Origin of the sequence: Enterobacter sp. HK169 (assembly GCF_001719105.1) — a bacterium.
Classification (GTDB): Bacteria; Pseudomonadota; Gammaproteobacteria; order Enterobacterales; family Enterobacteriaceae; genus Enterobacter; species Enterobacter asburiae_B.
Genome location: NZ_CP017087.1, coordinates 3,801,570 through 3,818,177, shown reverse-complemented (window position 1 = coordinate 3,818,177; position 16,608 = coordinate 3,801,570). Strand labels below are relative to the sequence as shown.

The following is a 16,608-nucleotide window of genomic DNA, read 5'->3' as shown; positions in this document are numbered from 1 at the left end:
TATCACACAGGACAACCATTACTGCTGATAAAGCTCCAGCGGCAGGCCGTCCGGATCGTTGAAAAAAGTAAAGCGCTTGTCGGTGAACGGATCGACGCGTATCGCTTCGCACGTCACGCCGTGCGCTTCCAGATGCTTAACTGCGCTATCCAGGTCATCGACGCTGAAGGCAAGATGACGCAGGCCGCAGGCTTCCGGGCGGGAGGGACGCGCAGGCGGAAAAGGAAAAGAGAACAACTCAATCACATATTGCCCGTTTAACGCCAGATCGCCCTTCCATGAATCGCGCTCCTCGCGGTAGGCCTCGCTCATGAGCGTAAAGCCCAGGATGTCGCAGTAGAAGGCCTTACTTTTCGCGTAATCGGTCGCAATGATCGCAATATGATGAACAGCTTTTAAACCCAGCATAGCTTCTCCTTTTTATGATGCCTGAACGTTACAACCGAAAACCCGCGCCAGGCAAGCGGTCACCCTTATTTTAGGACTCGCACCCAGTAAACGCCGCTCTCGTCGCGCTTCGCACCGTGGATATCCGTCTCAAAACCGGGATAGTGCCGCCCTACCGAACAGAGCATCAGCAGGAAATCAAGCACCGCCCGACTCTCTTCGGTAATCATCTCTCCCGGCATCAGGAGCGGAACGCCCGGCGGGTAAGGCAGGATCATGTTAGCCGATACGCGGCCGACCAGGTTTTCCAGCTCGACGGTTTCGACCTCCCCTTTCACCTGGCGCTGCCATGCCTTGTGCGGGGTAAACTTCATCTCCGGTAAGACATCGAACGCCTGAAGCATCAGACGCGGCAGATCGTGCTGACGGATCAGCCTGTGGATCCCCTGGGCCAGATCCTGAATGCGCATATTTCGATAGAAGTCGGGATCCTCCGCGTAGAGATCCGGCAGCATGTTCTTTACCCGCAGGTTAAGATCGTAGGCCCGCTTAAACTCCATCAGGCCGCGCAACAACCCCATCGCCCGGGTTTTGTCGATCCCGATGCTGAACAGGAACAGCAGGTTATAGGGACCGGTTTTCTCCACCACCACGCCACGTTCATCAAGGAATTTCGCGACCAGCGCGGCCGGAATACCTTCATCGCTCATCTTGCCCTGCTCATCCATGCCCGGCGTCAGGATCGTCACTTTTACCGGGTCGAGGAACATATGGTCGCTATCGGCATCCCGGAAGCCATGCCAGCCTTCGCCGGGCGAGACGGGCCAGCATTCTGCTTCATCAATCTCTTCCGGCTGCCAGATATCAAAGAACCAGCCGTCGGCTTCATCTTTAAGCCGCTGAACCTCTTTGCGGAAATGCAGCGCGCGTTCCACCGAACGATTGATGAGACGCTTACCGGGATTGCCGCGCAGCATCGCCGCGGCCGTTTCAATAGAGGCCACCAGCGGGTAGCTCGGCGAGGTGGTGGTGTGCATCATAAAGGCTTCGTTGAACGTGTCTTCGTCGTACTCGCCTTTGATGTGAATAAGCGAAGCCTGGGAAAACGCCGCCAGCATTTTATGCGTCGACTGCGTTTCGAAGAACACTTTACCCGGCACGCGTTCACCGCTCATGCCGCTTTTACCGGCGTAAATCGGATGGAAATTAGTGTAAGGCACCCATGCGGAATCGAAGTGGATCGACGGCACGTCCAGCGTCTCTTTGATCCAGTTTGTGTTGTACAGCAAACCGTCGTAGGTGGAGTTGGTAATCACCGCATGGACAGGCCAGCTTGCGCCAGGAATTACCGCGACCTTACTTTCAATGGCGTCATGGGTGAACTCACGGCGCGGAATGCCGCCAAGAATACCGAGCGCGTTACGCGTGGGCGACAGCCAGAGCGGTACGACGTCGCTCATCATCAGCAGGTGTGCCAGCGATTTATGGCAGTTACGGTCAATCAGCAAGGTGCTGCCAGCAGGCGCAGCGTACATCCCGACAATTTTGTTCGAGGTCGACGTGCCGTTGGTCACCATATAGCTCTGCTCGGCGCCAAAGGTGCGGGCGATATACTCTTCGGCTTCAAGATGCGGGCCGGTGTGATCCAGCAGGGAGCCTAGTTCGGTGACTGAAATCGACACGTCCGCTTTTAGCGTGTTGCCACCGAAGAAATCATAGAACAGGCAGCCCACCGGGCTTTTTTGATAGGCCGTTCCCGCCATATGACCAGGCGTACAGAAGGTATATTTGCCCTCCTTCACGTAGGTGAAGAGCGCGCGGGTAAAGGGGGGGTGATGTTATCGAGATATTCATTCGTGTATTGCTGAATGCGGGTCGCAATATCTTCCGCCACGCCGAGCGAATATTCAAAGAACCACAGCGCCATACGCATATCATTGGCGCTGACGTCCATGGTTGAGTGAGTATTAATAAACGCGTACAGCGGGAGGTATTCGTTCAGCTTGTTGATATCGCTGCACAGTTCGAGATCGTATTCGTCCCAGTCGAAGATCACGCCGCAGATACGAGGGTTATGCTCGATGAACTTCAGCAGGTCGGCGCTGTTGTGCGGCCAGATTAGCTGATACCCGCGCGACTGCAGGGCTTGCTCAAGCTCCTTGATGGGCTCGTCTTTATAGAAGACGCCGTGTGGCCCCATAATGGCAATGATATTCATGGGCTTCCTCCTTAAAAAACATTAGCTAAGCATAGTCCGGCTAAACCGCAGGTATAAAAAAAGCCGCAACATTGTGCGGCTTTTCAGATAATTGTGAAGCTTACGCGTAACCGTAGGTCATCAGACGCTGGTAGCGGCGGTTGAGCAGATCGTCTTTGCTCAGCACGTCCAGATCCGCCAGGTCAGCCAGCAGCTGCGCTTTCAGAGAAGCCGCCATTACTTCCGGCTTACGATGCGCACCACCCAGCGGTTCCGGAATGATGGAATCGATCAGCTTCAGCTCTTTCAGGCGTGGCGCAATGATGCCCATTGCTTCTGCAGCCAGCGGCGCTTTGTCGGCGCTTTTCCACAGAATGGACGCACAGCCTTCCGGGGAGATAACGGAATAGGTGCTGTACTGCAGCATATTCACTTTATCGCCCACGCCAATCGCCAGCGCACCGCCGGAACCACCCTCACCGATAACGGTACAGATGACCGGCACCTTCAGACGAGACATCTCGCGCAGGTTGCGCGCGATGGCTTCAGACTGACCGCGCTCTTCCGCGCCCACGCCAGGGTATGCACCCGGGGTATCGATGAAGGTGATGATTGGCATGTTGAAACGCTCAGCCATCTCCATCAGACGCAGGGCTTTACGGTAGCCTTCTGGTGCTGGCATACCGAAGTTACGACGGATTTTCTCTTTGGTTTCACGACCTTTCTGATGACCAATGATCATCACCGGGCGTCCGTCCAGACGCGCGATACCACCAACGATAGCTTTATCGTCAGCGTATGCGCGATCGCCTGCCAGTTCGTCAAATTCGTCAAACGCCAGGCGGACATAATCCAGGGTGTACGGACGCTGTGGATGGCGAGCCAGCTGGGCCACCTGCCATGCGCCGAGATCGGCAAAGATTTTGCGCGTCAGCTCTACGCTTTTCTCGCGCAGACGATGCACTTCTTCGTCGATGTTAATATCCAGTTTTTCATCCTGACGGCTTACCGCTGTCAGAGAATCGATTTTCGCTTCCAGCTCAGCAATCGGCTGTTCGAAATCAAGGAAATTCAGACTCATAGTATTCCTGTATTAGTCAAACTCCAGTTCCACCTGCTCCGAACCAATGAGGCCACGGAGATCGTTCAGTAAACGATCGCTCGGAGAGACACGCCACGTTGCACCAAAGCGCAACCGCGCACGTGCATCCGCCCTCTGATAGTAGAGATGTACTGGAATTGTCCCCGAGCGGTGGGGTTCCAGAGACTGACGGAGTCGGTTTAAAAGCTGGTCATCAATTTGCCTGTCCGTCAGCGAGATAGCAAGCCCGCGAGCATATTTTTCCCGGGCTTCGTCAATGTCCATCACTTCGCGGGCGGTCATTTTAAGCCCCCCACTGAAGTCATCAAAGCTGACCTGTCCGCTGACGATAAGTATGCGGTCTTTTTCCAGCAATTGCTGGTATTTATCCAGCGCGTCGGTGAACAACATCACCTCCAGACGCCCGGAACGGTCATCCAACGTACAGATGCCGATACGATTGCCGCGCTTGGTGACCATAACCCTTGCGGCAATCACGAGCCCCGCAGCCGTGGTGATTTTACCACGTTCTGTCGGATGCATGTCTTTAAGCCTGTGGCCGCCGACATAGCGCTCAATTTCTTTGATGTACTGGTTGATTGGGTGCCCCGTCAGGTACAAGCCTAACGTCTCACGCTCCCCATCCAGTACCACCTGTTCTGGCCACGGCTGGCAGTTGGAATAAGATTGTTCGATCTGCTCTGGCTCTTCCGCCAGCACGCCGAACATATCCGCCTGACCAATGGCTTCCGCTTTTGCGTGCTGATCCGCCGCTTTCAGGGCGTCGCCGAGGGAATTCATCAGCGCGGCGCGGTGCGGCCCCAGCCTGTCAAACGCGCCGGACATGATCAGTTTTTCCAGCACGCGACGGTTCAGTTTTTTGGTGTCGGTACGGGCGCAAAGATCGAACAGCTCGCGGAAATACCCGCCGTTGTTACGCGCTTCGATGATCGCCTCGATCGGACCTTCGCCCACGCCTTTGATCGCGCCGATCCCGTAAACGATCTCTCCGTCGTCGTTAACGTGGAAGTGGTAGAGCCCTGAGTTAATATCCGGCGGCAGGATCTTAAGCCCCATGCGCCAGCACTCATCCACCAGGCCAACCACCTTCTCGGTGTTGTCCATATCGGCCGTCATTACCGCCGCCATAAATTCAGCAGGATAGTGCGCTTTCAGCCACAGCGTTTGATACGACACCAAAGCATAGGCGGCGGAGTGGGATTTGTTAAATCCGTACCCGGCGAATTTCTCCACCAGGTCGAAGATTTTCATCGCCAGCTCGCCGTCAACGCCGTTTTTCTTCGCCCCGTCTTCAAAGATGGAGCGCTGCTTGGCCATCTCTTCCGGCTTTTTCTTACCCATCGCGCGACGCAGCATGTCCGCGCCGCCGAGCGTATAGCCGGAAAGCACCTGAGCAATCTGCATGACCTGTTCCTGATACAGGATGATGCCGTAGGTTGGTTCCAGTACTGGCTTCAGGCTTTCATGCTGCCACTGAACGTCCGGGTAAGAAATCTCTTCGCGACCGTGCTTACGGTCGATAAAGTTATCTACCATCCCTGACTGCAGTGGGCCCGGACGGAACAGGGCGACCAGTGCGATCATATCTTCGAAGCAGTCGGGCTGCAGGCGTTTAATCAGATCTTTCATGCCGCGGGATTCAAGCTGGAAGACTGCGGTGGTCTCCGAGCGCTGCAGCATGTCGAAACTTTTCTTGTCATCCAGCGGGATGGCGGCAATGTCTATCGGCTCAAGGCCCTGCTTTTCCCGGCGCGGGTTGATCATCTTCAGCGCCCAGTCGATGATCGTCAGCGTACGCAGGCCGAGGAAGTCAAACTTCACCAGCCCGGCGTATTCTACGTCGTTCTTATCAAACTGAGTAACCGGGTGCTCACCCGCTTCATCGCAGTAGAGCGGCGCGAAGTCGGTAATTTTGGTCGGGGCGATAACCACGCCCCCCGCATGCTTGCCGGCGTTACGCGTGACGCCTTCCAGCTTGCGCGCCATGTCGATCAGCGCTTTCACTTCTTCGTCAGCTTCGTAGATTTCCGGCAGCTGAGGTTCGGCTTCAAACGCTTTTGCCAGCGTCATGCCCGGATCGGGCGGCACCAGCTTCGAAATACGATCGACAAACCCGTACGGGTGGCCCAGCACGCGGCCGACGTCACGAATAACCGCCTTCGCCGCCATCGTACCGAACGTAATAATCTGCGATACCGCATCACGGCCGTACATATCGGCAACGTGCTCGATCACCTGGTCGCGTTTCTCCATGCAGAAGTCGACGTCAAAGTCGGGCATGGAAACACGTTCCGGGTTAAGGAAACGTTCGAACAGCAGGTCGAATTCCAGCGGATCGAGGTCGGTAATTTTAAGCGCATAGGCCACAAGCGATCCCGCACCGGAGCCACGTCCCGGTCCAACCGGTACGCCGTTATCCTTCGACCACTGGATAAACTCCATTACGATCAGGAAGTAGCCCGGGAAGCCCATCTGGTTGATGACCTGGAGTTCAATATCCAGGCGTTCATCGTACGGCGGCCGCTTCTCTTTGCGAACGGCCTCATCCGGGAACAGGAATTCCAGACGCTCTTCCAGACCTTCCTTTGATTTCACGACCAGGAAATCTTCCGTGGTCATGTCCCCCGTCGGGAACTGCGGCAGGAAGTATTCACCGAGGCGGACGGTAACGTTACAGCGCCTGGCGATCTCTACGCTGTTTTCCAGCGCTTCGGGGATATCGGAGAAGAGTTCACACATCTCCTCCTCGCTGCGCATGTACTGTTGAGCGGAGTAATTACGCGGCCGTTTCGGATCGTCGAGCGTGAAGCCATCGTGGATCGCCACGCGAATTTCGTGAGCGTCAAAATCTCCCGGCTCGAGGAAGCGTACATCGTTTGTCGCGACGACGGGCAGCCCGCGTTCTTCCGCAAGTGCGACCGCCGCATGGAGATAGCTCTCTTCGTCCTGGCGACCGGTGCGGATCAACTCCAGATAATAACGATCCGGGAAATACTCCTCATAGAACGAGACGCACTGATCCACCAGCGCGCTATTGCCGCGCAGCAGACATTTACCGACATCGCCCATACGGCCGCCAGAGATCAGCAGCAGCCCTTCGTTCAGCTCAGCCAGCCAGTTCCTGTCGATCCACGGGCCCAGCGCACCATATCCGCGCTGATAAGCTTTTGAGATAAGCAGAGTGAGGTTTTGATAGCCCGTGTTGTTCATTGCCAGCACGGAGATTTGCGTCATTTCATCGCCGACAAGATCGCTCTGGACATGAAAATCTGCGCCGACGATAGGCTTCATTCCCGCACCGTGCGCCGTTCCGTAGAACTTCACCAGGCCACACAGGTTGGTAAAATCGGTGATCGCCAGCGCGGGCATGCCAAGGGAGGCAGCCTTTTTTACCAGCGGCCCGGTCTTCGCCAGCCCATCGATCATGGAGTAGTCGCTATGCACCCGCAGGTGTACGAAACGTGGTTCAGCCATCTTCAGATTCCGCGTTACTTAATTGCTTGCGTATTGATTCAGGACACCCGTCCCAGCGCGCGTTTCACCGGGCCAAAACTGCGCCGGTGGTGTTCGGTTGCGCCATGTTCAGCCAGCCTTTCCAGATGGAAAGGTGTGGGATAACCCTTATGCTGGGCGAAACCATACTGAGGATAAGTGAGGTCCAGCGCGGCCATTTCGGCGTCGCGCGTCACTTTGGCAATGATAGAAGCTGCGCTAATTTCTGCGACCCGACTATCGCCTTTGACGACCGCCATTGAAGGCATGGGCAATGCCGGACAGCGGTTGCCGTCAATCAGGACATATTCCGGGGAAATTTTCAGACCTGCTACCGCACGCTGCATCGCCAGCATCGTGGCATGCAAAATATTCAGCTCGTCTATTTCATGCGGTTCAGCGCGCCCCAGGCTCCAGGCCAGCGCCTTCTCCTGAATCTCACTGAACAGCGCCAGACGGCGTTTTTCAGACAATTTTTTTGAGTCGTTCAGCCCGATAATCGGGCGAGCCGGATCGAGGATCACCGCGGCAGTCACCACAGCCCCGACCAACGGGCCACGACCCACTTCGTCCACGCCCGCCACAAGGCGAGTGTGAGGATAAACAAATTCCATCATTTTGCTAACTCCAGCACCGCATCAGCCGCTTGCTCATCAGCATTACAGCGGATCAGTTGATGCAGTTCGCGGAAGGTATTGTGCATCTGGTGGCTGGTCTTGCCGTTGGCGAGCAGCGGCAGCAGTGCATCGGCAAGCGCCTGCGGCTGGCACTCATCCTGCAGCAGCTCTTTCACCAGCTCGCGCCCGGCAAGCAGGTTTGGCAGGGAGACATAATCCGTTTTAACCAGACGTTTTGCCAGCCAGAAAGTGAACGGCTTCATGCGATAACCGACCACCATCGGGCATTTCGCCAGCATGCATTCCAGCGCCGCCGTGCCGGAGGCCAGCAGCGCGGCATCGCTCGCATACATCGCTTCCCGCCCTTTCCCGTCCAGAAGACGGACGTGAAGATCCGGGGCGACTTCCGCTTTGATGCGCTCAAACTGCTCACGGCGTTTGGCATTTACCAGCGGAACAACCACTTCAAGATCCGGATAGGTCTGGCGAAGAATTTGCGCAGTTTTGAGGAAATCGGCGCTCAGCATCTCAACTTCTGCGCCACGGCTGCCCGGTAGCAGTGCCAGACAGTGCACATCGTGCGGGATGCCCAGCGCGTCGCGCGCCGCGTTTTTATCCGGATCCAATGGCATCGCATCCGCCATGGTATGACCGATAAAACGGCACGGAACATTAAATCTGTCGTAAAACGCTTTTTCGAAAGGCAGGAAAGCCAGCACCAGGTTGGTGGACCGTCCGATTTTGAAAACGCGTTTCTGTCGCCACGCCCAGACGGACGGACTGACGTAGTGAATCGTTTTGATACCCTGCTTTTTCAGATTCCCTTCGAGGGTAATGTTGAAATCAGGTGCATCAATACCGACAAACACATCGGGTTTGAGTTCGGTAAAACGGCGGGTGAGATCGGCGCGGATGTGCAGCAAACGGCGTAGCCGTCCCAGCACCTCAACGATGCCCATCACGGCGAGTTCTTCCATTTCATACCAGGCTTCACAGCCTTCGGCCTGCATCAGCGGGCCAGCAACGCCGACAAAGCGAGCATTGGGTACACGCGCCTTAAGCGCGCGGATGAGACCGGCACCAAGAATATCGCCGGAGGTTTCTCCGGCGACCAGGGCTATCGTAAGCGGACGACTGTCGACCATTAACGAATCAGACCCCTTGTTGAACGGTCAAAGAATTCCATGAACGCGTTCACTTCCGGGTGCTTATTCGCCAGCTCGGCAATTTCCGGCTTCGCCTCTTCCAGCGTTTTACCGCTACGGTACAGCAGTTTGTACGCGTTGCGGATGGCAGTAATCGCTTCGCGACTAAAACCACGACGCTTGAGGCCTTCGATGTTCACGCCAAACGGCGTGGCATGGTTGCCCTGCGCAATCACATACGGTGGGACGTCCTGCGCCACACCGGAGCATCCGCCAACCATCACGTGCGCACCAATGATGCAGAACTGATGGACTGCGGTCATGCCGCCAATAATTGCGAAGTCATCAACCGATACGTGTCCTGCCAGCGTTGCGTTGTTGGCAAGAATACAGCGGTCACCCACGGTACAGTCGTGCGCAATATGCGCATTAACCATAAACAGGTTATCGCTGCCCACCTTCGTCAACCCACCACCCTGTACTGTTCCACGATGAATAGTGACGCTTTCGCGAATACGGTTACGATCGCCAATTTCCAGACGGGTCGACTCACCAGCATATTTCAGATCCTGGTTAACTTCGCCGATGGAAGCGAACTGATAGATCTCGTTATTGCAGCCAATGGTCGTGTGACCATTCACGACAACGTGAGATTTCAGTACTGTACCCTCACCAATTTCGACATGGGGTCCAACAATACAAAACGGGCCAATGTGGACGTTAGCGCCAATGATGGCACCGGTTTCCACAATAGCGGTAGGATGAATAAAGGCGGATTTATCAATCACGTATCAGGACTCCCGGCTACGAGCACACATCATCGTCGCTTCGCAAACAACTTTGCCGTCAACCAGCGCTACGCCTTTGAAGCGAGTCAGGCCACGACGCGTTTTTTCAAAAGTGACTTCCATGATCATCTGATCACCAGGCACGACAGGGCGCTTAAAGCGCGCTTCATCAATACCCGCGAAGTAATACAGCTCACCTGGCTCCAGTTTGCCAACGCTTTTAAACGCCAGAATACCGGTAGCCTGAGCCATCGCTTCCAGAATCAACACACCCGGGAAGATAGGCTTACCAGGGAAGTGTCCCTGGAAAAACGGCTCGTTCACGGAAACATTTTTCACTGCGCGCAGAAAACGACCTTCTTCAAAATCCAGCACACGGTCTACCAGCAGAAACGGGTAGCGGTGCGGCAGAAGTTCTAAAATCTCTTCAATATGCAGAGTATGAGTGTCAGTAGTCAAAATACTCTTCCTGTCAAAATGTACTGATAACAATAATAACACGGCCTGCCGGTTTATTAGAAAGCCGACAGGCCGGGAAAAATAGCGTTAAACGGATGACGCTTAATCTTGTTGATCGATCTTACGCTCAAGGGACTTGAGGCGCTTGCTCATATCATCAATGTTCATCACCAGAGCTGCTGTTTTACGCCATACCTTGTTGGGTTGTAGCGGAATACCTGAGGAATAGACGCCAGGTTCAGTGATAGGACGCATTACCATGCCCATTCCCGTCACAGTCACCTTGTCGCATATTTCCATATGGCCATTAATCACGCTCGCGCCGCCAATCATGCAATAACGGCCAATTTTCAGGCTGCCTGCCATAATGACGCCACCCGCAACCGCGGTATTGTCGCCAATCACAACGTTATGCGCAATCTGGCACTGGTTATCGATGATAACACCATTGCCAATGATCGTGTCGTCAAGCGCGCCACGGTCAATGGTGGTACAGGCGCCGATCTCTACGCGATCGCCAATAATAACGCGACCAAGCTGCGGGATCTTAACCCAGTTACCACGATCGTTAGCGTAACCAAAGCCATCAGAACCAATAACGGTGCTGGACTGGACGAGGCAATTTTCGCCAATTTCAACATCATGATAAACGGACACATTGGCCCATAAACGGGTTCCGGCGCCGATTTTCGTATTTTTCCCAACGAAGCAGCCCGGGCCAATGACGACGTTATCGCCCAGCACAACGCCGGATTCGATAACTGCATTCGCGCCAACGGCGACGTTGTTACCAAGCCTGGCCGTCGCATCAATCGCTGCACTGGCCGCAATGTTCTGGGCCGGCTGCGGCGTGGTATCAAGAATTTGAGCCATGCGTGCATACGTCAGGTAGGGGTTTTTCACTACCAGCGCGCTTACAGTGGCAAATGGAAGATCGTCCTGCGTCAGTACAACAGCTGACGCCTGGCATTGAGCCAGTTGCTCACGGTACTTAGGGCTTACCATGAAGGTAATCGTGCCAGCTTTAGCAGATTGCATGGACGCAACAGCGGTGATGACGATATCGCCATCACCGTGTAATTCTGCATCCAACTGCTGAGCTAAATCAGCCAGTCGAATTGAAGGCATTACTTATTTAACCTGTTTCAGAACATCAGCAGTGATGTCTTTAACATCTTTGCTGTTATAAGCAACGGCGTTCGCATCTACAACCAGATCGATACTCTGATCGGCAGCCACTGCTTTAACAGCAGTCTGAATGCGAGTTACCAGCTTGCCGCGTTCTTCGTTAGAACGACGCTGACGATCCTGCTCGAAAGCCTGCGCTTTCTGGGAGAACGTCTGGCGCTGAGCCATTACGTCTTTTTCCAGCTTGCTACGGTCGCTTGCTTTCATGGTAGAACCATCACGCTGCAGACGCTGCATTTTGGACTGAAGATCGTTTTCCATACCCTGCAGTTCGCTTGCACGGCCTTTGAATTCGTTTTCCAGAGTCGCAGAAACACCCGTTTTCTGTGCAACCTGCTGGAACAAATTACCCATGTTGACGATTGCAATTTTGTCTGCTGCCTGAGCAGAAGTTGCCATCGCTAAACCGAGACCTGCAGCTAATAACCACTTTTTCACAATTAACTCCTTACCATCCCATTGGCACCAGAAGGTACCGTTCTTTGCGTGGCAAGGCGACCGTGTAACCGATCGCCAGTTGTCAGCGCTACACTGCCAACGCATTCCTTTGCAGCGGATTATTACCAGGTTTTACCAATGTTAAACTGGAATTGCTCCGCTTTGTCTCCATCATATTTCTTAAACGGCTGGGCGTAGGAGAAGACCAACGGCCCCAGCGGTGACATCCATTGTAATGCGATACCGGCAGACATGCGAATATTGCTCGGATCGCTGTAGTCAGGAATGCCTTCTGCGCGCATCTGGGCAGTATTCTGCCAGTTGGTATCCCACACGGTACCGGCATCCCAGAAGAAGGACGTACGGACCGAGTTCGCATATTTATCACTGATAAACGGCGTTGGCGTGATGAACTCCAGGCTGGCAACGGCCATGGCGTTACCGCCCACCGCGTCATTGGAGCTACAGACTTCTGACGAGGAAGACTTATCACAGTTATCTTTGTCGTTTCCGCCGTAGTAAACCGCTTTCGGACCAATGTTGTTGGACTGGAAACCACGAACGGTGCTGGAGCCACCCGCATAGAAGTTTTCATAGAACGGCAGTTCTTTGCTACCCAGACCATCGCCATAGCCCCAACGGGTACGACCCAGAACCACCCACTTATGATCGTCATCGATCGGGAAGTAGGACGCGGTATCCAGCGTGACCTTATAGAACTCGTTATCGGAACCCGGCACGGTAACTTTACCGTTCAGGTTGACGCGAGAACCTTCCGTTGGGAAGTAACCACGGTCGAGACGGTTATAGGTCCAGCCGTAGTTAAAGGTGAAGTCATCCGCCGCGAAGCCATTGTCATTACCATTTTTACTGGTTGACTGGCCGATAGAGTCCAGATAACGCCACATCGCCACCTGCGGTTGCATGTTGGACAGGTCGTTATGCACGTAACCCAAGCCTGCACGCAGGGTGTTGTATTCGTTAACCGGGAAGCCAAGCGTACCGTCTACACCGTAACTCTTGTTGGTGTATGAAGACAGGTCCGCGTCATCTGCTTTAAAGTCGTTATAGAAGATACGACCGCCCAGGCTCACACCGTCTACGGTGAAGTATGGGTTAGTCACAGAGAACTCAGAGTAGGTCTGGTAGTCGTTTTTGGTGCCGTTAATACCGACAGAGTAACCCGTACCCAGCCAGTTATCCTGCTGTACGCCGACCTGGAAGCTGACGCCGCTTTCAGTACCGTAACCCACACCGAAGTTGAAGCTACCGGTGTTGCGCTCTTTCACTTTATAAACGACATCAACCTGATCCGGGCTGCCCGGTACGCGCTGGGTATCGGTATCCACCGTTTCAAAATAGCCCAGACGGTTCAGACGCTCTTTACCCTGATCAACGAGGTCGCTTCCCAACCATGCGCCTTCCATCTGACGCATTTCGCGACGCAGAACGGAATCTTTGGAGGTGTCGTTACCGACGAAGCGGATCTTACGCACGTAGAAACGGTTGCCCGCATCAACATTCACGTGCAGCTTAACGGTTTTATCTGCGTCATTGATTTCCGGCTGAGTCTGTACGCGCGGATAGGCATAACCGTAGCGGCCGAGCAGCTTCTTAATGCTGTCTTCCATTTTGGTTACCTTGGAACCGCTATACAGATCGCCCGGCTGAATTTTGGTCAGCGATTCGATTTCAGCAGAATGCCCCGCCAGGTTACCACTCACTTCAACACCAGAAAGCTTGTACTGCTCGCCTTCAGTGATGTTAACCGTAATGTAGATACCTTTTTTGTCCGGAGTCAGACTGACCTGAGTCGAGTCGATGTTGAAACGCGCATAGCCACGATCGAGATAGTAGCTGCGCAGGGTTTCGAGGTCGCCCGCCAGTTTCTGTTTCTGGTATTTGCGATCGCCCACCACGTTCCACCATGGCACTTCATCGCGCAGCTGGAAGGTGGAGATCAGTTCGTCGGTGCTGAACGCGTGGTTGCCGACAATGTTGATCTGCTGGATCTTCGCAGAAACACCTTCCTGGAAGACCAGCTTCAGGTCAACACGGTTACGTGGCAGCGGAGTGACAACCGCTTTCACGCTGGCGCTGTATTTACCGACGCTGTAGTAGAAGTCTTCCAGACCTTTTTCAATGTCTGAAAGGGTTGTGCGGTCCAGGGACTCACCCACACGAACACCAGATGCTTCAAGGTTCTGCTTGAGCATGTCATCTTTCACCGACTTGTTACCGGAGAAAGTGATACTGGCGATCGTCGGACGTTCTTTTACCTGTACCAGCAGCGTATCACCATCGCGCAGGACGCGGACGTCCTCAAAGTTGCCGGTGGCAAACAGAGCACGGATGGTGTTACTGATATCATCATCATTAACCGTATCGCCGGGGCGTACAGGCATACTGAGGAGGGCCGCACCAACGGCGACACGCTGGAGGCCTTCGAAATGAATGTCTTTCACTACGAACCCGTCAGCACCGTATACGGTGGCGCTGCTAAACAGCAGCGACGCTATGAGCAACTTTTTCATCGCCATCGTTATTATGCGTTCTTCCTAACACTCTCTTACAACCGAGAGAAATCATTGAAAAGTGCAAGCCCCATTAACAGCACCAGCAAAATCGAGCCAATGCGATAACTAAAGTCTTGAACTCGCTCGGATACCGGTCCGCCTTTTAGCTTTTCAATCGCCAAAAACAGCAGATGACCCCCGTCTAAAACGGGAAGCGGGAACAGGTTGATTATCCCAAGGTTCACGCTAATGAGCGCGAGGAACATGAGATAGTAAATCACCCCGAATTCCGCTGACATCCCAGCCCCCTGAGCAATCGAAATTGGCCCACTGAGGTTGTTCAGTTTCACATCACCGGTTATCAATTTCCCCAACATGTTGACCGTCAGCTTCATCAGTTGCCATGTTTTATCCGTGGCTTCAAGGATGGCGCTGAACGGCCCATACTGGCGTATTGTCTTGTACTCATCTGGCAGCGGGATCACTTTTGGCACAACGCCTGCAAACCCTTCTGCCTTTTTGCCGACCGACTTCGTATCCGGGATCAGCGTCAGCGAAAGCGGACTGCCCTGCCTTTCAACTTCCAGCGCGAGAGACGTTCCCGGATTATCGCGCACCAGAGTAACAAAGGTCATCCACTCTGTTAATGGTTGACCATCGACTTTAACGATCCTGTCGCCCGCTTGCAAACCCGCTTTGCTCGCCGCCGAATTTGCCTGTACTTCGGCTAATACCGGCTCAATCTGCGCGCCGCGTGGACGAATGCCCAGCGCAGCGACGGGATCCTCTTTGTCTGGCTCGAAACGCCAGTGACGTAAATCGAGTACTTTGTCCTGACGCGTATCTGAACCAAACGGCGATACGCTGATGGTGGTCTGCGCATCGCCAATTTTGGCTACCAGCTGCAGTCGCACGGCATCCCAATCAGGGGTTTCGATGCCATCAATCGCTTTAAGTTCCATCCCGGATGTAATTTGCGCACTCGCCGCGATGGAATTGGGGGCAATTTCACCCACCACCGGACGTACGCCAGGGACGCCGATGATAAACACCAGCCAGTAAGCGAAAATCGCAAAGATGAAGTTGGCTACCGGTCCGGCAGCAATGATGGCGGCGCGTTGTCCAACGGTTTTATTGTTGAATGCGCTGTGTCGCAGCTCAGGAGCGACAGGCTCGACGCGTTCGTCGAGCATTTTGACGTAGCCGCCCAGCGGGATAAGGGCGATGACAAATTCCGTGCCGTGGCGGTCGGTGCGCGTCCAGAGTGATTTACCAAAACCGATGGAAAATCGCTCTACGCGCACGCCACAGCGGCGAGCAACCCAGAAATGGCCAAATTCATGCACGGTAATCAGTACACCCAGTGCAACAATGAACGCCGCCAGATTCCAGAGAATGCTCAGCATAAAACCTTCCGTTAAATCGTCCCGAATACCAGTAAAAGCAAACACGCAAACACTGGAACAGCCGCTGTCAGGCTATCAATGCGATCCAGTATACCGCCATGCCCTGGAATCAGGTGTCCGCTGTCCTTAATCCCTGCTTCACGCTTAAACATACTTTCGGTTAAATCACCGAGCACGGAGGCAAGCGCAGCAAAAATTGAGCACACCAGCAGTATTGACGGTGCCACTTCAAGATTCGCCCAGACGCCGTAGCCCCAGGAGATGATCGCTGCCGTAAACAGGCCGCCGATGAATCCTTGCCAGGTTTTGCCCGGAGAAACCTTCGGTGCCAGCTTATGTTTGCCAAACAGTTTACCAAACATATAGGCCCCGGAGTCAGCCCCCCAGACCAGAATCATCACATAAAGCAGCCAGATCGCACCGCTGTAGTGGTTTTCGTCGTAGTGCCAGGCTCGCAGCGCAACCATACCCCAGAAAAAAGGAATAATTGTGAGCAAGCCAAAAATCAGTCGCAGCACTTTTGAATTACGCCACAATGCCGCGGAACCCGGATAAAAAAGAACCAGCAACAGCGCGGCAACCCACCAGGCCAGCGATATCCATAAAGAACCGGCAACCAGGGGCTGATGAATATCATGGTGATATTCAGGCAACGTAAACAGCATTATGGCCAGGATAAAGCCACAAAGTACCGCAAGCCATACTCGCTGAGTGCGCGAGGTAAAGCCGCTAAACTGTCCCCATTCCCACGCGGCGAGCATGCACACCACCAGCGTGACAATAGCGAATCCCACCGGGGGCAGTAAAAACAGCGCCGCAATGACAATGGGTATTAATACAAAAGCGGAAATCAGGCGATACTTCAGCAAAAGC

Annotated in this window: 12 protein-coding genes and 1 pseudogene; all 13 read right to left on the bottom strand. The window is 54.2% G+C overall.

Annotated features, from left to right (window positions below; all coding sequences use genetic code 11):
* Positions 1 to 18: 18 nt before the first annotated feature.
* The 13 genes and pseudogenes from EnteroDNA1_RS18065 to cdsA all read right to left on the bottom strand — a co-directional run bounded on the left by EnteroDNA1_RS18065 (position 19) and on the right by cdsA (position 16,604).
* Complete coding sequence (locus EnteroDNA1_RS18065) at positions 19 to 408, bottom strand: VOC family protein (protein ID WP_023334583.1); 390 nt, start codon at positions 406 to 408, stop codon at positions 19 to 21.
* A 65-nt stretch (positions 409 to 473) separates the two neighbouring features.
* Positions 474 to 2,605, bottom strand: a pseudogene (locus EnteroDNA1_RS18060) (lysine decarboxylase LdcC).
* A 100-nt stretch (positions 2,606 to 2,705) separates the two neighbouring features.
* Complete coding sequence (accA, locus tag EnteroDNA1_RS18055) at positions 2,706 to 3,665, bottom strand: acetyl-CoA carboxylase carboxyl transferase subunit alpha (protein ID WP_023310466.1); 960 nt, start codon at positions 3,663 to 3,665, stop codon at positions 2,706 to 2,708.
* A gap of 12 nt (positions 3,666 to 3,677) precedes the next feature.
* The gene (gene dnaE / locus EnteroDNA1_RS18050) at positions 3,678 to 7,160 is read right to left on the bottom strand and encodes a DNA polymerase III subunit alpha (RefSeq protein ID WP_069303682.1); all 3,483 of its coding nucleotides are present in this window, start codon (positions 7,158 to 7,160) and stop codon (positions 3,678 to 3,680) included.
* A 38-nt stretch (positions 7,161 to 7,198) separates the two neighbouring features.
* A complete protein-coding gene (gene rnhB, locus EnteroDNA1_RS18045; protein ID WP_024907528.1) occupies positions 7,199 to 7,795 on the bottom strand; it encodes a ribonuclease HII in 597 nt (198 codons plus the stop codon).
* On the bottom strand, positions 7,792 to 8,940 hold the full coding sequence (lpxB, locus tag EnteroDNA1_RS18040) for a lipid-A-disaccharide synthase (RefSeq protein WP_069303681.1): 1,149 nt from the start codon (positions 8,938 to 8,940) through the stop codon (positions 7,792 to 7,794). The genes rnhB and lpxB overlap by 4 nt, the downstream gene beginning before the upstream one ends.
* Positions 8,940 to 9,728, bottom strand: coding sequence for an acyl-ACP--UDP-N-acetylglucosamine O-acyltransferase (gene lpxA / locus EnteroDNA1_RS18035; RefSeq protein ID WP_023310462.1), 789 nt, complete (start codon positions 9,726 to 9,728; stop codon positions 8,940 to 8,942). The genes lpxB and lpxA overlap by 1 nt, the downstream gene beginning before the upstream one ends.
* A 3-nt stretch (positions 9,729 to 9,731) precedes the next feature.
* A complete protein-coding gene (gene fabZ / locus EnteroDNA1_RS18030) occupies positions 9,732 to 10,187 on the bottom strand; it encodes a 3-hydroxyacyl-ACP dehydratase FabZ (protein WP_010426706.1) in 456 nt (151 codons plus the stop codon).
* A gap of 102 nt (positions 10,188 to 10,289) precedes the next feature.
* Positions 10,290 to 11,315 carry a UDP-3-O-(3-hydroxymyristoyl)glucosamine N-acyltransferase gene (lpxD, locus tag EnteroDNA1_RS18025; RefSeq protein ID WP_032644136.1) on the bottom strand — a complete coding sequence of 342 codons (1,026 nt, stop codon included), beginning with the start codon at positions 11,313 to 11,315 and terminating at the stop codon, positions 10,290 to 10,292.
* A gap of 3 nt (positions 11,316 to 11,318) precedes the next feature.
* The gene (gene skp, locus EnteroDNA1_RS18020) at positions 11,319 to 11,813 is read right to left on the bottom strand and encodes a molecular chaperone Skp (RefSeq protein WP_032644135.1); all 495 of its coding nucleotides are present in this window, start codon (positions 11,811 to 11,813) and stop codon (positions 11,319 to 11,321) included.
* A gap of 122 nt (positions 11,814 to 11,935) precedes the next feature.
* Positions 11,936 to 14,353 carry an outer membrane protein assembly factor BamA gene (gene bamA / locus EnteroDNA1_RS18015; RefSeq protein ID WP_033144673.1) on the bottom strand — a complete coding sequence of 806 codons (2,418 nt, stop codon included), beginning with the start codon at positions 14,351 to 14,353 and terminating at the stop codon, positions 11,936 to 11,938.
* 29 nt (positions 14,354 to 14,382) lie between these two features.
* Positions 14,383 to 15,735 (bottom strand): sigma E protease regulator RseP, encoded by a 1,353-nt coding sequence (rseP, locus tag EnteroDNA1_RS18010; protein WP_033144672.1) that lies wholly within the window; start codon positions 15,733 to 15,735, stop codon positions 14,383 to 14,385.
* An 11-nt stretch (positions 15,736 to 15,746) separates the two neighbouring features.
* Entirely contained in the window at positions 15,747 to 16,604 is an 858-nt protein-coding gene (gene cdsA, locus EnteroDNA1_RS18005; protein WP_023310457.1) for a phosphatidate cytidylyltransferase, read from the bottom strand.
* Positions 16,605 to 16,608: the final 4 nt, after the last annotated feature.